Origin of the sequence: Beutenbergia cavernae DSM 12333 (assembly GCF_000023105.1) — a bacterium.
Lineage (GTDB): Bacteria > Actinomycetota > Actinomycetes > Actinomycetales > Beutenbergiaceae > Beutenbergia > Beutenbergia cavernae.
The window spans coordinates 4,361,681-4,378,829 of the sequence record NC_012669.1 but is presented as its reverse complement, the minus strand read 5'-3'; the positions used below and the strand labels follow the sequence as shown (position 1 = coordinate 4,378,829).

General features: G+C 73.9%; 16 protein-coding genes. 7 read left to right on the top strand and 9 right to left on the bottom strand.

The genetic code is table 11. The features are described from left to right. Window positions 1-8 precede the first annotated feature (8 nt). Window positions 9-1,052 (bottom strand): AAA family ATPase, encoded by a 1,044-nt coding sequence (locus BCAV_RS19925; RefSeq protein ID WP_015884435.1) that lies wholly within the window; start codon window positions 1,050-1,052, stop codon window positions 9-11. A gap of 334 nt (window positions 1,053-1,386) precedes the next feature. Here BCAV_RS19925 and BCAV_RS19920 point away from each other — a divergent pair, with 334 nt between their 5' ends. From BCAV_RS19920 to BCAV_RS19905, 4 genes are all read left to right on the top strand, one after another. Further along, window positions 1,387-2,142 (top strand): aminoglycoside phosphotransferase family protein, encoded by a 756-nt coding sequence (locus tag BCAV_RS19920; protein ID WP_015884434.1) that lies wholly within the window; start codon window positions 1,387-1,389, stop codon window positions 2,140-2,142. A gap of 127 nt (window positions 2,143-2,269) precedes the next feature. Continuing rightward, entirely contained in the window at window positions 2,270-4,411 is a 2,142-nt protein-coding gene (locus BCAV_RS19915) for a bifunctional copper resistance protein CopD/cytochrome c oxidase assembly protein (RefSeq protein ID WP_245528897.1), read from the top strand. Between the two features lie 47 nt (window positions 4,412-4,458). After that, window positions 4,459-4,896: a CHRD domain-containing protein gene (locus tag BCAV_RS19910; protein WP_015884432.1), complete on the top strand. Its 438-nt coding sequence runs from the start codon at window positions 4,459-4,461 to the stop codon at window positions 4,894-4,896. 82 nt (window positions 4,897-4,978) lie between these two features. Then, window positions 4,979-5,728 (top strand): class I SAM-dependent methyltransferase, encoded by a 750-nt coding sequence (locus tag BCAV_RS19905; RefSeq protein WP_015884431.1) that lies wholly within the window; start codon window positions 4,979-4,981, stop codon window positions 5,726-5,728. Here BCAV_RS19905 and BCAV_RS19900 read toward each other — a convergent pair. Both BCAV_RS19900 and BCAV_RS19895 read right to left on the bottom strand, forming a co-directional pair. Continuing rightward, a complete protein-coding gene (locus BCAV_RS19900) occupies window positions 5,703-6,152 on the bottom strand; it encodes a C40 family peptidase (protein ID WP_015884430.1) in 450 nt (149 codons plus the stop codon). The two genes, BCAV_RS19905 and BCAV_RS19900, sit on opposite strands and share 26 nt — an antisense overlap. Further along, window positions 6,149-8,317, bottom strand: coding sequence for a prolyl oligopeptidase family serine peptidase (locus BCAV_RS19895; protein WP_050761770.1), 2,169 nt, complete (start codon window positions 8,315-8,317; stop codon window positions 6,149-6,151). The genes BCAV_RS19900 and BCAV_RS19895 overlap by 4 nt, the downstream gene beginning before the upstream one ends. A 130-nt stretch (window positions 8,318-8,447) precedes the next feature. Here BCAV_RS19895 and BCAV_RS19890 point away from each other — a divergent pair, with 130 nt between their 5' ends. Next, the gene (locus BCAV_RS19890; RefSeq protein ID WP_015884428.1) at window positions 8,448-8,888 is read left to right on the top strand and encodes a VOC family protein; all 441 of its coding nucleotides are present in this window, start codon (window positions 8,448-8,450) and stop codon (window positions 8,886-8,888) included. A gap of 66 nt (window positions 8,889-8,954) precedes the next feature. Further along, window positions 8,955-11,105: a S9 family peptidase gene (locus BCAV_RS19885; protein WP_015884427.1), complete on the top strand. Its 2,151-nt coding sequence runs from the start codon at window positions 8,955-8,957 to the stop codon at window positions 11,103-11,105. 80 nt (window positions 11,106-11,185) lie between these two features. Here the strand turns inward: BCAV_RS19885 and BCAV_RS19880 are convergent, their stop codons facing one another. After that, window positions 11,186-11,371, bottom strand: a complete 186-nt coding sequence (locus tag BCAV_RS19880) for an antitoxin (protein WP_015884426.1) — start codon at window positions 11,369-11,371, stop codon at window positions 11,186-11,188. Between the two features lie 147 nt (window positions 11,372-11,518). On the opposite strand from BCAV_RS19880, the gene BCAV_RS19875 reads away from it, so the two are divergent. Beyond that, entirely contained in the window at window positions 11,519-12,337 is an 819-nt protein-coding gene (locus tag BCAV_RS19875) for an SDR family oxidoreductase (RefSeq protein WP_015884425.1), read from the top strand. Between the two features lie 15 nt (window positions 12,338-12,352). Here BCAV_RS19875 and BCAV_RS19870 read toward each other — a convergent pair whose 3' ends face one another. The 5 genes from BCAV_RS19870 to BCAV_RS19850 are packed head-to-tail and all read right to left on the bottom strand — an operon-like array spanning window position 12,353 to window position 17,068. Then, a complete protein-coding gene (locus BCAV_RS19870) occupies window positions 12,353-13,066 on the bottom strand; it encodes an LmeA family phospholipid-binding protein (RefSeq protein ID WP_015884424.1) in 714 nt (237 codons plus the stop codon). A 25-nt stretch (window positions 13,067-13,091) separates the two neighbouring features. Beyond that, entirely contained in the window at window positions 13,092-14,258 is a 1,167-nt protein-coding gene (locus tag BCAV_RS19865; protein ID WP_015884423.1) for a mandelate racemase/muconate lactonizing enzyme family protein, read from the bottom strand. Then, entirely contained in the window at window positions 14,249-15,187 is a 939-nt protein-coding gene (locus BCAV_RS19860) for an SMP-30/gluconolactonase/LRE family protein (protein WP_015884422.1), read from the bottom strand. Before BCAV_RS19860 ends, BCAV_RS19865 begins: the two co-directional genes overlap by 10 nt. After that, window positions 15,171-16,103, bottom strand: coding sequence for a carbohydrate ABC transporter permease (locus BCAV_RS19855; protein ID WP_015884421.1), 933 nt, complete (start codon window positions 16,101-16,103; stop codon window positions 15,171-15,173). Before BCAV_RS19855 ends, BCAV_RS19860 begins: the two co-directional genes overlap by 17 nt. Beyond that, window positions 16,100-17,068: a carbohydrate ABC transporter permease gene (locus BCAV_RS19850; protein WP_015884420.1), complete on the bottom strand. Its 969-nt coding sequence runs from the start codon at window positions 17,066-17,068 to the stop codon at window positions 16,100-16,102. The genes BCAV_RS19855 and BCAV_RS19850 overlap by 4 nt, the downstream gene beginning before the upstream one ends. Window positions 17,069-17,149: the final 81 nt, after the last annotated feature.

Below are 17,149 nucleotides of genomic sequence, written 5' to 3'. Positions count from 1 at the left end.
GGGCGGGCCTAGGGGCTCGGGACGGCGGCGAACACGGCGTCGATGAGGGACTCCGGCGGCACGTTGTTCGCGAGCGCGTCGTACGTGCGGACGATGCGATGCCGGAGGACGGCGTGGCGGAGCGCCTTGACGTCGTCGGGCACCACGTAGGAGCGGCCGCTCTGGAGGGCGAGCGCCTGCGCGACCCGCATGAGCGCGATCGAGCCACGCGGCGAGGCGCCGACCCGGACGTGCTGGTTGAGGCCGGGCAGGGGCCGCGGCCCGCCGCCGCGGGTCGTGTTGATGATCGCGACGATGTACTGCTTGATCGACGTGTCGACGTAGACCTTGTCGACGAGCTTCTGGAGGAACTCGACGTCCGCGAGCGCGATCGGCTGGGTGGTGAGCGGCGCGGTGAGAGCCCCGGACGCCATCCGCTGCAGGATGTCCACCTCGTCGTCGGGCGCGGGGTAGGTGAGGACCTCCTTCATGAGGAAGCGGTCCATCTGCGCCTCGGGGAGGACGTACGTGCCCTCCTCCTCGATGGGGTTCTGCGTGGCCAGCACCATGAACGGCTTCGGGAGCTTGAAGACCTCGCCGCCGATCGACGTCTGCTTCTCCTGCATCGCCTCGAGCATCGCGGACTGCGTCTTGGCGCTCGACCGGTTGATCTCGTCGAGGAGCACGAGGTTCGCGTGCACGGGGCCGAGCTGCGTGGAGAACTCGCCGGTCGCGTAGTTGTAGATCTGGGTGCCGATGATGTCGTTCGGCATGAGGTCAGGCGTGCACTGGATGCGGTGGAAGCTCCCGCCGACGGAGGCGGCGAGCGTCTGCGCGGAGAGCGTCTTCGCCAGGCCCGGCACCGACTCGAGCAGCACGTGACCGCTCGCGAGCAGCGACGTGACGAGCGCGGTGCGCAGGGCGTGCTGGCCGACGATGCGCTGGTCGAACACGCGGCTGATGCTGCCGAGCAGCTCGTTGGCGCGCTGGGTGTCGTCGTAGGAGATTGGGCTCGTCGTCGGCGCGAGGTGCGGCGCCGGAGCGGCCTGCGCGGACGTGAGATTGGTGGTCATGGAGCCCCGCTCGGGTCGTGGACGGACTGGGCGATTATGCCAGTCGTACCTTGACCCTTCGCCGTCCGGCCATGGGGAGAGGTCCCCTGCCGGGGGTCTGCGAGGGATCTTCACCCGGTGGTCACGTGGCGGTGACCCTGCCGTGACCCGAGCGTTCCTCGACACGGACCGTCCCGGAGCCGGGCTCCCGGGTGCGGCGTCCCGGGTGCGGTGCGTGCGTCCGAGTGCGGGCCGTGCCGCACCGCACTCGCGCGCACACCCCGCACTCGCGCGCACACCCCGCACTGGCGGTAATGGGGTGGTGCTGTCGGGCGCCGGACGGTGGACTGGCCGGGTGAGCGAACCGGAGACGCCGCGGGTCGCCGTCGTCGGCGACGTCGTGCACCGCCCGGCGCAGGCGTGGACCCCGACCGTCCACGCGCTGCTGCGGCACCTGCGTGCCTCCGGGATCGCGGGGGTGCCGGAGCCGCTCGGCATCGACGGCGACGTAGAGACCGTGCGCCTGCTGCCCGGCGACGCGGGGCCGGCGTGCTGGCCGCACCAGGCGAGCGAGCGTGGACTGGCGTCCGCCGCGCGGCTGCTCCGGCGGGTCCACGACGTGAGCCGCGGGTGGCAGCCGCCGGCGGGAGCGGGGTGGGCGCACCCGCCCGCGGCGTCGACCGACGGGCAGACGCACGTCATCTGCCACGGCGACCCCGGTCCGTGGAACATGACGTGGGCCGACGGCGAGGCGACCGGCCTGTTCGACTGGGACCTCGCGTATCCAGGGCCGCCGCTCGACGACGTCGCGTACGCCCTCGAGTACTTCGCTCCGTTCCGGGACGACGCCGAGGCCGTGCGCTGGCACGGCTTCGCGGCGCCGCCCGACCGCCGGCGCCGGATCTCCGTGTTCGCGCGCGCCTACGGGCTGACCTCGACGGACGGCCTGGTCGACGCCGTCATCGCCCGGCAGGAGGCGACGATCGCCTATGCGGCCTCGCTCGCCGAGCGGGGGATCGAACCGCAGGTCACGTGGGTCGGCGGCGGGCACCTCGACGTGCTTGCGGCGCGCGTGGCGTGGTCGCGGGCGAACCGGGGGCTCGTCGAGTAGGCGGGAGTGGGGTCGATCCGGGAGCGCATCGCTCCCGAACCCACCCCACTCCCGCCCGCTGCGACGCGTCAACCGCCGACCGCACGGCCGGCGTCGGCCCATGGCGCGGACGACCTACCCTGATCGGGTGACCTCGCAGGCTGCCCGCGCGACGCCGTCGAGCCCCGATCTCCCGGGCCGGACGGGCGACGGCGAGCCGTCCCGCGGCGCCGCGCTCGCCGTCCGCGCCGCGATCGCCGCGGTACCGGTGGCCGTCGTCGCCGGACTCCTCGGCATCGCGTTCAGCGGGGCCGCCCTGCCGGAGGTCATCGCCGACCCGGGCGCGCTCGTGCGCTGGGGGCTGCCGGTCGTGACCACCGTCGTCCAGCTCACGACGGCCCTGACGATCGGCGCCCTGGTGATGTGCGCCGTCGTCCTCCCGCGTGCCGGCGGGCCGCGCGAAACGCACACAACGAACGACTCCAGACCGCACACGGTGTTCCCGCGCACGTCCCGAAGAACGCCGACGCCCGACGGCGCCGCGTGGCGACGGGCGCAGGCCCTCGCCGCGGGCGCGGCCGTCGCCTGGACGCTGGCCGCCGTCGTCCAGCTCGTCTTCACGTACGCCAACACGGCCGGGCGGCCGCTCGGCGGGGAGAACTTCGGCGAGGAGCTCGGCTACTACGTCACGCAGATCGAGGCGGGCCGCTCGGGTCTCGTGGGCGTCGTGATGGTCGGGGTGACGGCGGTCCTCGCCGTGGGTGTCGGCGGGTACACCAGCGCCGCATGGACGGGCGTCGCCGCGCTCGCCGCCCTCGCCCCGACTGCCCTGACCGGGCACGCCGCGGGGGCCGCGAGCCACGACCTGGCGGTGTCGTCCCTCTGGCTCCACCTCGTCGGCGTCACGCTGTGGGCCGGCGGGCTCGCCGTCCTGTGCCTCACGGCGAACCGCACCGGTCGTGACCTGCCCGACGCCGTCGCCCGGTACTCCGCGCTGGCGATCTGGGCGTACGCGCTCGTGGCGATCTCCGGCGTCGTGAACGCGTGGATCCGGATCGGCGGGCTCGACGGCCTCGCCACCCGGTACGGCGTGCTCGTGCTCGTCAAGGCGGCCCTGCTCGTCGTGCTCGGCGCCGCCGGCTGGTGGCACCGCCGGTCCACGATCCCGGCTTTGCGGGCGTCCGCCGCCGCCGGCACGAGCGCGCTGCGCACGGCCGCGTTCTGGCGGCTGGCGGCCGGCGAGGTCGTGGTGATGGGCGCCGTCATGGGCGTCGCCGTCGCGCTCGGGTCCAGCGCGCCGCCGGTCCCGCAGACGCCGAGCGCCGTCAGCCCCGCGGAGCTCATCACCGGGCGCCCCGTGCCGCCGGAGCCGACGGCGCTGCGTTGGTTCACCGAGTTCTCGCCGGACGTGCTGTTCGGCCTGCTGGCCCTCGCCGGGATCGGCGTGTACCTCGGCTGGGTGTGGCGGCTGCGGCATCGGGGCGACGCCTGGTCGTGGCCGCGCACCGTGTCCTGGCTCGCGGGCCTCGTCCTGTTCGCGTGGGTGACGAACGGCGGCGCGGCGGTCTACGGCCACATCCTGTTCAGCGCGCACATGGTCCAGCACATGATGCTCGTGATGGTCGTGCCGATCTTCCTGGTGCTCGGCGCGCCGGTCACGCTCGCGCTGCGCGCCCTGCCGTCCCGCTCGGACGGCTCCCGCGGGCCGCGCGAGTGGCTCCTGGCGCTCGTCTCCTCACGAGTGGCGGCGTTCTTCTCGAACCCGATCATCGCCGCCGTGAACTTCGCCGGGTCGATGATCGTCTTCTACTTCACGGGCCTGTTCGAGCTGGCGCTGACGTCGCACGTCGGCCACGTCGCGATGGTGGTGCACTTCTCGCTCGCCGGGTACCTGTTCGTCAACGCGCTCATCGGGATCGACCCCGGACCGAAGCGCCCGGCCTACCCGTTCCGACTCCTGCTGCTCTTCGCGACGATGGCGTTCCACGCGTTCTTCGGCCTCGCGCTCACCACCATGACGGCGCTGATCGCCGCCGACTACTTCGGCGGGCTCGGGCTGCCCTGGGGGGTCGACGCGATCGCCGACCAGCAGCAGGGCGGCGCGATCACGTGGGGGATCGGCGAGATCCCGTCGCTCGTGCTCGCCATCGCGATCGCGATCGCCTGGTCGCGCGACGACGAGCGACTCGCGCGCCGCACCGACCGTGCCGCCGACCGCGACGGCGACGCCCAGCTCGCGGAGTACAACGCCATGCTCGCGAGGCTCGCCGAGGACGACCGCAAGGAGTAGGTTCGGAGCCGGTGCAGGGAACCACCGATCAGTGAGGATCCGTTCCCATGCGCACGTCCACACGAACCCGTCTCGGCGCCGTCGTCCTCGGTGCCGCCCTCTGCGCCGCTCTCGTCCCGGCCGCGGCCGCCTCCGGTAGCCCGGCGATCCCGCTGAACGTCGGCCAGGAGACCACGGGCTCGAACACGGGCGCCCACGGCTTCTTCTCCTACGAGATCTCGGGCGACCAGCTCTGCTACACGATGTCGGCCCGGAACCTCTCGGTCCCGGCCGTCGCGGCGCACATCCACGTCGGCGAGCGGAAGGTCGCCGGGCCGATCGTCGTCCCGCTCGACGTCGGAACCGGCACCACCTGGTCGATCTCCGACTGCGTGACCGCCGACCCGGCGCTGCTCGCCGCGATCGAGGCGTCCCCGCGCGACTACTACATCAACGTCCACACACCGACGTTCCCGGGCGGGGAGATCCGCGGTCACCTGAAGTGAGGCCGGCGCGATGACGCTGCCGACGCGTGCGCTCGAGCAAAAGGCGTGACCGGACCGCGGGTACCGGCCTAGCGTCAGCCCGATGCCAGACAACATCTTCGAGCACCCCCGGCTGGCCGCGGTCTACGACCCGCTCGATCCGGACCGCAGCGACCTCGACCACTACGCGGCCATGGTCGAGGAGTTCGGCGCCCGCGCCGTGCTCGACGTCGGCTGCGGCACCGGCACGTTCGCGACGATGCTCGCGGCGCGCGGGGTCGACGTCGTCGGCGTCGACCCTGCGGCGGCGTCGCTGGACGTCGCCCGCGGCAAGCCCCACGCGGACGCGGTGACCTGGATCCACGGCGACGCGACGACGCTCCCGCCGCTGCAGGTCGACCTCGCGGTGATGACCGGCAACGTCGCGCAGGTCTTCCTCACCGAGGAGGAGTGGGCTGCCACGCTGGCCGGCGTCCGCGCCGCGCTGCGCCCCGGCGGGCGGTTCGTGTTCGAGACGCGCGACCCGGCGAAGGAGGCGTGGCGCCGCTGGACGCGTGAGGCGACGCACGCCGTCGTCGACGTCCCCGGCGTCGGTGAGGTGGAGTCCTGGAACGACGGGACGGACGTCGAGGAGGATCGCGGTCCGGGGACCTACGTCACGTTCCGGGGTGTGGTCCGCTTCGCGTCCGACGGCGCCGAGCTGCGCTCGACCTCGACGCTGTGGTTCCGCGGGCGCGAGCTGCTCGACGCGTCGCTCGAGGCGGCCGGGTTCGTGGTCGACGAGGTCCGCGACGCCCCGGACCGGCCCGGGCTCGAGTTCGTCTACGTCACGCACCGTCCGGCGGAGGACTGACGCCCGCGGGGCGGACTCCGCCGAGGACGACGGCGTAGCGCTCGCGCGCGGCGAGGTCCGCCCAGCCCCACACCGCGGGCCGGCCGACCTCGGCGCACAGGTGCAGCACGGCGTCCGGTCCGAGCACGACGCCGACGTGCGCGCCATACGCCTCGGCGGAGCCGTTCACCAGCACGAGGTCCAGCGGCTCCAGCTCGTCGGCGGCGACCTGCGGCCCGCGCTCCCACAGGTCGCTCGAGCGCAGCGGGGGGACCTCGAGCCCGAAGAGGCCGACGACGGCGTACGCGTACCGCTGGCAGTTCGCGCCCCGCTCGATCGGCCCGGTCTGGGCGAGCGGGTGCCGGGCGGCGTCGTACGGGACGTCCCGCACCCAGGCCGGCCAGCCGCCGTCGGGCACCGGCCAGGTGAGGTCGCCGGCGGTCACGATTCGGGGACCAACCCCGTGTGGTGCGCGGCGAACGCGAGCTGGTCGGCGAACTCCGCGGCCTGCGCGTCCTTCGGCTTGCCCATGCCGTGGCCCGCACGCGTGTCGACGCGCAGCAGCACCGGCCCCGAGGACGGAGAGGCGGTGTGCTGCAGCTCCGCCCCGAACTTCAGCGAGTGCGCGGGGACCACGCGGTCGTCGTGGTCGCCGGTGCAGATCAGCGTCGGCGGGTACGCCACGTCGTCCCGCACGCGGTGCAGCGGCGAGTAGGCGTGCAGGGCCGGGAAGTCGGCGGCGTCGTCCGGGTCGCCGTAGTCGCTGCGCCACGCCCAGCCGACCGTGAACCGGTGGAAGCGCAGCATGTCCAGCACGCCGACCGTCGGCAGGGCCGCCGCCCACAGCTCCGGCCGCTGCGTCATGGCCGCGCCCACGAGCAGGCCGCCGTTCGAGCGTCCGTGCACGGCGATCGCCGACGCCATCCCGTCGGCGAGGAGCGTCTCGGCGCACGCGTACAGGTCGTCGAACACGTTCTGCTTGCGGTCCTTCGTCCCGGCGTCGTGCCACTGTTCGCCGTACTCCCCGCCGCCGCGCAGCGTCGCCACCGCGAGCGTCCCGCCGGCCGCCACCCACGCGACGAAGATCGCGCGGAACTCCGGGTTCGCCTCGAGGCGGAAGCCGCCGTAGCCGTACAGCAGGGTCGGCCGCGGGCCGTGCTCGCCGTCGGCCAGGTCGGTGCGCCGGACCAGGAACATCGGCACCTCGGTGCCGTCGGCGGACGTCGCACGAGGCCGTGTCACCGAGACGTCACCGACGTCGAACGCCCCCGGCGGCGTCGGCAGCACGGTGTGCTTCGGCGTCGGCGACGTGACCACGCGGTGGTTCGTCCCCGCGTCGGTGAAGCTGGCCGTGCGCACGTGGACGACGGCGGAGCCCTCCTCGACGTCGAGATCCGCCACGGTCACGGCGCCGCCCAGGTCGACGGCGCGGCGGTGCGCCGTCACGGTAAGGGCCGCGGCGCCGTCGTCCGCCGGGTCGAACGTCGCGAGCACGACGCGGTGCGTGGCGTCGCGCGAGTACACGAGCGCGAGGCCGTCGGCCGCCAGCGCGGACTCCGGACGCAGCACCGCGTCGGCGTCCTCGGCGACGAGCTCCACGAACTCGACCGGGCCGCCGTCGTCCTCCCCGAGCCGCGCCAGGTCCACGGTGACGATGCGGCGGCGCGGGGCGCCGTCGTCCGTGTGCAGCACGAGCCGCGACCCGCGCGCGCCGAGCACCGACCACCGCGCCCGCGCATCGGACGTGAGAGCGACCTCCTGCTCCGCCACGTCGAGGCCCCGCGGCCCGGGGACGAGCCGCCGCACCGCGAGGTCGCTCGGCCCGGACGACCCGGCCGCGTACCGGAGCACGAGCCACTCGCCCGCGACGTCGGGGTAGGCGAACAGGCGCGGGGCGTCCGGGCGGTGCCAGACCGTGACGTCGTCGCCAGGGTCGTCGCCCAGCCGGTGCAGCCGCAGGTACCCGGCCTCGGTGACGTCCGAGAACGTCGCACCGGCCGGGGCGTCGTGAGCCCAGTACAGGAAGCCCGAGGAGTCGGGCAGCCAGGTCGGCTCGACCCACTTCGTCCAGCCGATCTCGTCCGGCAGCGCGGCGCCGGTCGCCACGTCCAGCACACGGATCGTGCGCCAGTCCGAGCCCGCCTCGGCCGCCGCGTACGCCAGGAGCGCGCCGTCCGGGCTCACCGACCAGCCCGTCACCGCCGTCGTGCCCTCGGCATCCAGCGCGTTGGGGTCGAGCAGGACGCGCGAGTCGAGATCGGCCTCCGGTGCCCCGTCGTCGGACACCACGAGCACGTCCTGGTTGGTGGTCCCGTCGTTCACCCACGCGAACGTGCGACCCGAGCGTTCGTGCGGCAGGCCGACGCTGGGCGCGTGCAGGATCCGCGAGACGAGGTCCGCGAAGACGGGGCGCTCCGGCAGCGCGTCGAGCAGCGGCGAGCTCAGCGCGTTCTGGGCGGCGACGAACGCCGTCGTCTCCGGAGCGTCCGGATCCTCGAGCCAGCGGTACGGGTCTGCCACGGAGATACCGTGCAGCTCCTCGACGACGTCGCTGCGGCGGGCGGGCGGGTAGGTCAGGGCGGGAACCGGGGCGGTCTCGGCGTACGGCACGCCCCCAGTCAACCGCACGCCGGACGCGAGGCGGGCGCATGCTCGATGTGGCATCCGCGCAGGTCGGCACGGGCGCGATACCGTGCGGCGGCGCCTCGGCCTCAGCGACGAACCCTTGGAGGAGAATCCAGTGACACGGTTGACCGGCTTCGGCAATGTGGTCCTGCCCGCACGGGATCTCATCGCGAGCGTCGACGCCTGGACGGCGCTGCTGGGCCAACCACCTGCGTTCCAGAGCGACGACTTCGCGGCGTTCTCCGGTGACGGGGTGGAGATCGGGCTCACGGCGGCTCCCTGGGTGGACCATCCACTGGTCTTCTGGACGGTCGAGGACATCGAGCAGGCGCACGCCGCGCTGGTCGCCGCCGGGGCGACGGCGATGACCGAGGTCTCCGACGGATCGCTCGCCGAGGTCGGCACCGCCGACGCCGCCACGGGGGACAACATCGATCCGGCCACCGGCATCGTGGACATGCCCGGTGCCCGGCTGGCCGTCCTGAAGGCCGCGGACGGCAACCTGGTCGCCATCACCCAGGAGATACCGATGGAGTGGGCTGCCGACCAGCCCTGAGCCCCGGAGGACGCCGCCGCACGAATCCTCGGGACCGAGCGCGGGGTCGCGTGGTAGACCAGAGCCGTGACCGACGACGCCGCTCAGCCCGCCACCCCCTTCCACGACCTCGACGCGTACGTCGCGCTGCCGCGCCTCGGCGGCCTCGCGCTCGCGCCGGACGGGAGCCGGCTCGTCGTCGGCCAGTCCGTGCTCGACGAGAAGAAGACGCGCTACGTCACCGCCCTGTGGGAGGTGGACCCGGCCGGTGAACGGCCCGCCCGCCGGCTCACCCGCGGCGCGAAGGGCGAGGGCCAGGCGGCGATCACGCCGGCCGGCGACCTGCTGTTCGTCGCGAAGCGGGCCGAGGCGGGAACGAGCGAGGACGACGCCGTCCCGTGCGTCTGGCGGCTGCCCGCGGCGGGTGGGGAGGCCCACGTGCTCGCGCGGCGCCCGGACGGCGTCGGCGCCGTCGTGGCCTCCCGCACGGGAGAGGCCGTCGTCGTGGTCGCCGACACGCTGCTCGGCGCGGGCGACGAGACGGCGGAGCGGCGCCTGCGCAAGGCGCGCAAGGAGAAGAAGGTCGCGGCGATCCTGCACGACGGCTACCCGGTCCGCTACTGGGACCACGACCTCGGGCCGGCGTTCCCGCGCCTGTTCTCGGTCGAGGGGGCACCGCTGCCGCCCGAGAAGCCCGAGGACGCCGAGAAGGTGACGTCCGACGCCGAGGGCGGGTCGCCGTCGTCCACGAAGGACCCCGGCCCGGACGACGAGCGCGGCACGCGCGACCTCACGGCCGACGCGCGGCGGGCGCTGTCCCCGGAGGCCGGCTTCGACCTGGCGCCCGACGGCGCCACGATCGTCGCGTCGTGGGCGGTGCCGGGGGCGAAGGGCTTCGTGCGTTCCGTCCTCGCGCGCATCGACGTCGCGACGGGGGAGCGGACCGTCATCGTCGACGACGCCGGTGCTGACCTCGGTGCCGCCGTCATCAGCCCCGACGGGACCCGGGTCGCGTACGTGCGCGAGACGATCTCGACCCCGCACGACGCACCGCGCGTCGAGCTGTGGGTCGCCGGGATCGACGGGTCCGGCGCGCGGCGGCTCGTGAGCGACTGGGACCGCTGGGCGCACCCCGAGGCGTGGCTGCCGGACGGGTCCGCCCTGCTCGTGACCGCCGACGACGGCGGCGCCGCGCCCGTGTTCGTCGTCCCGGTGGGCGACCCGGGGGCGGGCGCGTCCGACGTGCGGCGACTCACCGCGGACGGGGCGTTCACGAACGTCGTCGTCGCACCGGACGGGTCCGCCGCCTTCGCGCTGCGCAGCAGCTACGAGTACCCGGCGGAGGTCGTGCGGGTGGCGCTCGACGGTTCCGGCGTGAGCGTCCTGCCCGGTCCGAGCGCGCGGCCCGCGCTGCCCGGCCACCTGCGTGAGGTGACCACGACCGTCGTCGAGATCGGGGCAGAGGTCGCGATCCGGGCGTTCCTCGCCGTGCCGGACGGTGCGAGCCCGGCCGCGCCGGCCCCGCTCGCGCTCTGGATCCACGGCGGACCGCTCGGCTCGTGGAACGCGTGGAGCTGGCGGTGGAACCCGTGGCTGCTCGTGGCGCAGGGCTACGCGGTGCTGCTGCCGGACCCGGCGCTCTCGACGGGCTACGGGCAGGACTTCATCCAGCGCGGCTGGGGCGCGTGGGGCAAGGCCCCGTTCACCGATCTCATGGCGATCACCGACGCGGCGGAGGCGCTGCCCGAGGTCGACGAGACGCGGACCGCGGCGATGGGCGGCTCGTTCGGCGGCTACATGGCGAACTGGGTCGCCGGGCACACGGACCGGTTCGCGGCGATCGTCACGCACGCCAGCCTGTGGGCGCTCGACCAGTTCGGCCCGACCACCGACGCCGCGTTCTACTGGGAGCGCGAGATGACGGCCGAGATGGCGCTGGAGAACTCGCCGCACCGGGCCGTCGCGGACATCACGACGCCGATGCTCGTGGTGCACGGCGACAAGGACTACCGGGTGCCGATCGGCGAGGGCCTGCGGCTCTGGTACGAGCTCCTCTCGTCCTCGGGGCTCCCCGCGGGCGAGGACGGCACGAGCCAGCACCGGTTCCTGTACTTCCCGGACGAGAACCACTGGGTGCTGACGCCGCAGCACGCGAAGGTCTGGTACGAGGTCGTCTCCGGTTTCCTGGCTCGGCACGTGCTGGGGGAGGAACGGGAGCTGCCCGAGGTCCTGGGCTGAGGACGGGCCCGGGCTGAGGACGCGAACGCCGCCCCACCAGCACGCGGAGGGGCGGCGTCGTCGTCGTGCGCCAGGACGTCCTACTTGTTCTTCTGCTGCTCGATGTACTCCTGCGCCTTGTCGATCGCCGTGTCGACGTGGCCGTCGATGTTGTCCGGCGTCTTCTCCTTGATCGCCTCGCCGGCCTTCTCGAGGCCGTCGGAGATCGTGTCACCGTGCTCCTTGAGCGCGTCCTGTGCCTTGTTGACGAGGTCGTCGATGCCCATGTGGTGCTCCTCGTGTCCGGGCGCGGCACCGGTGGCCACGCCTGTCGAACACGTTCCTACTCCGGTTCCGCGGCGTCGGCACGCCGAACGGGCGCGCCCTCCAGGGCGCCGTAGCGCGATCCATTGGCGATGCCGGAGAGTGTGCCCATGAGCGAGCAGGTGCGGCAGGTCGCCGTCGTGACGGGGTCGGAGTCGGGCATCGGACGGGCGTGCGCGATCGCGCTCGCCGAGGCGGGGTTCGACGTCGGTCTCCTCTGGTTCGCCTCCGGTGAGGGACGCAGCGTCGAGACGACGGCGGAGCTCGCCCGCGCGGCGGGGGCGCGGGTGGCGACGCAGCGGCTCGACGTGCGTGACGCCGACTCCGTGGATCCCGCCCTCGATGCCCTGGTCGGCGAGCTGGGACGCCTCGACGCCCTCGTCAACGTGGCGGGGGTCGGCGGGCGGGCGGCGTTCGTCGACCTCTCGCTCGAGCTGCTGCGGCAGGTGGCCGCCGTCGACCTCGAGGGCCCGTTCCTCCTCGCCCAGGGGGCTGCGCGCCGGATGATCGCGGCGGGTCGCGGCGGCCGGATCGTGAGCATCACGAGCGTGCACGAGCACCTGCCGCGCATCGGGACGGCCGCGTACAGCACGGCGAAGGCCGGGCTCGGGATGATGATGCGGGCGGCGGCGCTCGAGCTCGCGGAGCACGGGATCACGGTGAACGCTGTGGCGCCCGGTGAGGTGGCGACGCCGCTCACGGGGCAGGACGGCGTCGACGTCCACACGGTCAGCCGGCCCGGCGTGCCGCTCGGTCGGCCCGCGGACCCGCGCGAGGTCGCCGCCGTCGTCGCGTTCCTGTGCAGCCCCGCCGCGTCCTACGTGACGGGCACGTCGTACGTCGTCGACGGCGGGATGCTGCAGATGGGGACGATCGCCGGGTCCGACCTCAAGGACGACTCCTGGCGGCGCCCACGCCCGCGGCGGTAGCCGCTCGGCGAGGGGTCAGCCGGTCGGCAGGACGACGTCGGTGCCCTCCGCGACCAGCCGGACGCCGTCGTCCGTCACCTCGCACGTCGTCAGCTCGAGGCCCTCGGGCAGCTGGTCGAGCTCGACGCGCAGGCCCGTGAGCGCGTCGGCGACGAATGCCGGAAGGTCGACGACGGAGACGACGGCGCCGCCGATCGTGACCTCCTCCACGTCGACGGCGATCGCGCGTCCGTCCGGGCGCGGCGCGAGAGTCGCCTCGATCGGGAGCCCGAGCACGCTGACCGACGCGACGACCGCACCGTCCTGCGTCACGATCGTGACGCCGTCGGGCACGCCCTCCGCGTTCTGCAGCGCGGCGGTGAGCGTGTCGGCCGGGACGACGGCGTCCACCCGCACCTGGCCGACCGGCTGGGTGAGGTCGGTCGGGACCCCGGCCGCGTCGAACGTCACGTCCGTCAGCGTGAGGTCGGTGTAGGTGACGGTGTCAGCGGTGATCCGGACGTCGTCGAGCTCGCCCGCGGCGTACTGCGTGAGGAACGGGAACCCGCCGATGCTGACGTCCGGGCGGGCGCCGATGCTGGGCTCGAGCTCGGTGGCCACGCGGCGCTCCGTCTCGGTCACGAACCAGCGGTCGACGGCGACGGCGGCGGCCGCCAGGAGCAGGACCACGAGGACGACGGCGAGCCAGCCCGTGGATCGGCGGCGCGTGGCGGGCGGGGCGTAGGTCACGCGCGCCACCGTAACCCGGCGAGCGTCAGCCGGCGGCCAGCGCCCGGACGGCGTCGTCGTCGACGGTGAGCCCGAGGCCCGGCCCGCTCGGCAGGGGGACGGACCCGCCCAGGGGCGAGCCGCCGTCGTCGCCGCGGGCGAGCTCAAGCGGCGAGACGTCCATGAACCCCGCGGACCGCCGCAGCACGTGGGGGCTCCACTCCATCGCCAGGAGGTCGTCCGCGGCGGCGCACACGTGCAGCCCGGCGGCGTACGCGATGCCGGTGGCCATCGAGTGGTGCGGCGCGATCGGCACGTGCTGCGCCTCGAGGACGCCGGCGATCGCGAGCCCCTCCGTGATCCCGGTCCGACCGATGTCCGGCTGCGCGATGCGCACCGCCTGGGCCTGCGCCCACTGGGCGAACTCGAACCGGTGCCGCATGGCCTCGCCGACGGCGATCGGCGTGATCGCCCCGGCCGCGAGCGTCACGTGGCCGGCGAGGTCCTCCGGCGCGAGCGGGGCCTCGAAGAACCAGGCGCCTCGCTCGTCGAGCCCGCGGGCGAGTCGCCGGGCGTCCCCGAGCTGGTGGACCCAGTGCGCATCGACGGCGATCCGCGCGCCCGGCCCGACGGCGTCGCTCACGGCGTCGTAGCTCGCGAGGGTCTCCTCGGGCGACGTCGTGAGGTGCAGCTTGAACCGGGTGTGGCCCGCGTCCCGGGCGGCGCGGGCGGACGCCGCGCGGGCGGCGTCGTCGGACCCCTCCACCGAGGTCAGGTAGACCGGCACGTGTGCGCGCTCGGACCCGCCGAGGAGCAGGTGCGCGGGCAGCCCGAGCTCGTGCCCGAGCAGGTCCCACAGCGCGGTGTCGATCGCGGCGAGGGCGTCGGCCTGGATGCCCGAGAGGTGCCCGCGCTCGCGGCCCGTCTGCTGCAGCCGCCGGGTCAGCGGCCGCACGCCCGTGGCCAGGTCGGCGCCGATCAGGGCGGGCGCGAAGACGTGGTCGACGAGGGCGCCCGGCGCCTCCGGGGACGCCGGCGCGAGGGCCTCGCCCCAACCGACGGCGTCGTCCGTCGCGATCCGTACGAGCAGCGTCTCGTCCGCCGTCGGGTAGATGCTCCGCACCCGCGGCGACGCGACGAAACGCGGCGCGTCCGGCGGTGCGCCCTTGTCGATGCGGAGCCGGAACGTCTCGACGGTACGGATCACGCCCATGCGGGGGTGGCCTCCTCGGTGGAACGGAGCGTCGACGCGGTCGCGCCGAACGCCGGGGTGGGTGCGGCGCCCACGGGGACGGCGGCGGCGAAGAGCCGGCCCTCGTCGCCGGACGGCGCCGGGTCGTCCAGGTCGGTGCGCGCCGTCGTGATCACGAGCAAGCCCTCCCAGAGAGCGACGGCGCTCGGCCGCGACACGGGCACCTCCACGACGTCGATCACCTCGCCCGACGGCGCGATCCGGCGGACCTCGCCGGCGCCCCACATCGCGACCCAGACGCAGCCGTCGTCGTCGAGCGCGATGCCGTCCGGGTTGCCGCCGTCGCAGACGGCGACGGTGCGGCGGCCGGAGAGCACACCGCCCGCGACGTCGAACCGTTCGAGGCACCGGTCCGGCAGCGTGTCCACGTAGAACAGCGCGGCGCCGGACGGGTCGAGCGCGATGCCGTTCGAGACGGTGACGTCCGCGAGCACCTCCGTGACCGCGAGGTCGGGCCCGATGCGGTAGAGCGCTCCCTCGGGCCGGCGCGGCAGCGTCTGCGAGCCGACCCAGAACGCGCCGTCCGGGGCGCAGACCCCGTCGTTGAGCGGCCGGTCGTCGGCGGGTGTGATCCCGGCGAGCACCGTGCGCACGCTCCCCACAGCGCCACCGGCGTCGTCCACATGTCCGTCGTCACGCAGGTGCACGAGGTCCCGCCCGCTCGCGGCGACCCAGCCGTCGCCGTCGGCCGCCAGCGGCGCCGCGGCGCCGATCCGCGTCCCCACGTGCACGGTTCGCGTGGTGACGAGGGCTCCGCCCTCGAGCACGCCCGTGTGGAACGTGCCCGCGCGCATGTCGATCCACATGAGCTCGCCGGTGCGCGGGTCGACGCGCGGCGACTCGCCCTGCCGGAACGTGTCGCGGCTGAGCGGCTCAGCTCTTGACCGCACCCGCGACCCCTTCGACGAACGACTTCTGCAGGAACAGGAACACGATGATGATCGGCACGACGCTGATCGACGCCCCGGCAGCGAGGCCGGCCCAGTCGGTGGTGTCGGTGCCGAAGAAGTTGTACATCCCGACGCCGAGCGTCCGCAGGTCCGGCCGACCCAGCGTGAACACCAGGGGGATGAAGAACGCGTTCCACGCCCCGATGAAGTTGAGCAGCACCACCGTGCCGGTCACGGGCCGCGCGAGCGGGAACATGATGGAGCGGAACCGCCGCAGGTACCCGGCGCCGTCGACCTTCGCCGCCTCCTCGAGCTCGCCCGGGATGCCGGAGAAGAACCCGACGTACAGCAGCACCGGAACGGCGACGCCGGCCGCCTGAGCGAGCGCCGCACCGAGCAGCCCGTTCTGCAGGCCGAGCGTCGTGACCAGCTGGAACACCGGGATGATCGTGTAGCCGTGCGGCACGAACATCGCCGCCACCAGCACGCCCATCACGACCTTGCGCCCGGGGAGCTGCCGGTCCGCCAGCGCGTACCCGGCGAGCGAGGACACGAGCACGACGATGACGACGACGGCGATCGAGAACGTCAGCGTGTTGACCGTGAAGTCGCCGAACCGACCGGTGGTCCACGCCCGCTGGAAGTTCTCGAGCGTCCACTCGCTCGGCCACAGCCCCAGTCCGCCGAGCAGCATCTCGCGCTGCGTCTTGAACGAGGCCGTGACCATCCAGAGGAACGGGTACACCCACAGGAAGGCGATCGGCAGCAGGGCCACGTGCCACCAGCGCAGGCGCCGGCTCGCGCCCCGCGGTCCACCGCGGCGGCGGCGCGGCGGCGGCGGGGGGCCGGCCTCGGCGGTGACGGCCGCCGCTGCGTCCGCGCCGGCGCCCAGGCCCGGTGCTGTCGTCGCGCTCATGCGGCGCTCTTCCGCATGCGGCCGGCCAGCAGCGGGCCCTGGAGCAGCGTGATGAGCAGCGTGAACAGACCGAACACGACGCCGACGGCGCAGGCGAACCCGTACCGCGGCGCCGCCGACACGGGATCGAACGCGTACCGGTAGATGTACGTCGGGACGACGTCCGTGGAGTACACGGGCCCACCTCCGGTCATGGACTGCACGAGGTCGAACGTGTTGAGGCTCCGCTGGAACGTCAGCAGGAGGATGACGACGGCGAGCGGCATCAGCACGGGCAGCGTCACGCTCGCGAGCTGCTGGCGGGGGGACGCGCCGTCGAGCTTGGCCGCCTCGTAGAGGTCCTTGGGGACCGTCTGCAGCGCCGCCAGCCAGTAGATGAGCGTGATGCCGAAGCCCTTCCAGATGTCGACGCCGATGACGGTGGGCAGCGCCGTCGACGGGCTCCCGAGGAAGTTGATCGGTCGGTCGATGAGCCCGATCGAGCGCAGCGCCTCGTTCACCACCCCGCCGACCGGCGAGAGCAGGACGGCGATGACCATGCCGATGACCGCCGTCGTCGCCACGACCGGCAGGAAGAACGCGAGCCGGTACACGTTGCGCCCGCGCAGCAGCGTGTTGTTGAGCACGAGCGCCAGGATCAGCGCGAGGGGGAGCTCGACCAGGAGGGCGCCGAGCGAGAAGAGGAACGAGTTGCCGAACGCGTTCCAGAACGAGGCCGAGCCGAGCGCCTCGCTGAAGTTCGCCAGCCCCACGAAGTCCTCGGGCGGGCCGACGCCGTCCCAGTCGAAGAACGAGTAGCCCCAGCTCGCCACGATCGGCCAGAGCGTGAAGCCCCCGAAGATGAGGATGAGGGGGAGGAGGAAGACGTAGCCCCAGATCGTCGCGCGGCGGCGGGCGCGCCGGCGTGACGACGACGGGGCAGCCCGCTTCGGTGTCGATGGCGAGGTCGCGACGGCGGTGGCCATGCCGGATCCTCTCGTGGTCTCGGGTCGGTCAGGACGGTCGGTCGGTGCCGTGCCCGCCCTCGTCCGGGCGGGCACGGCACC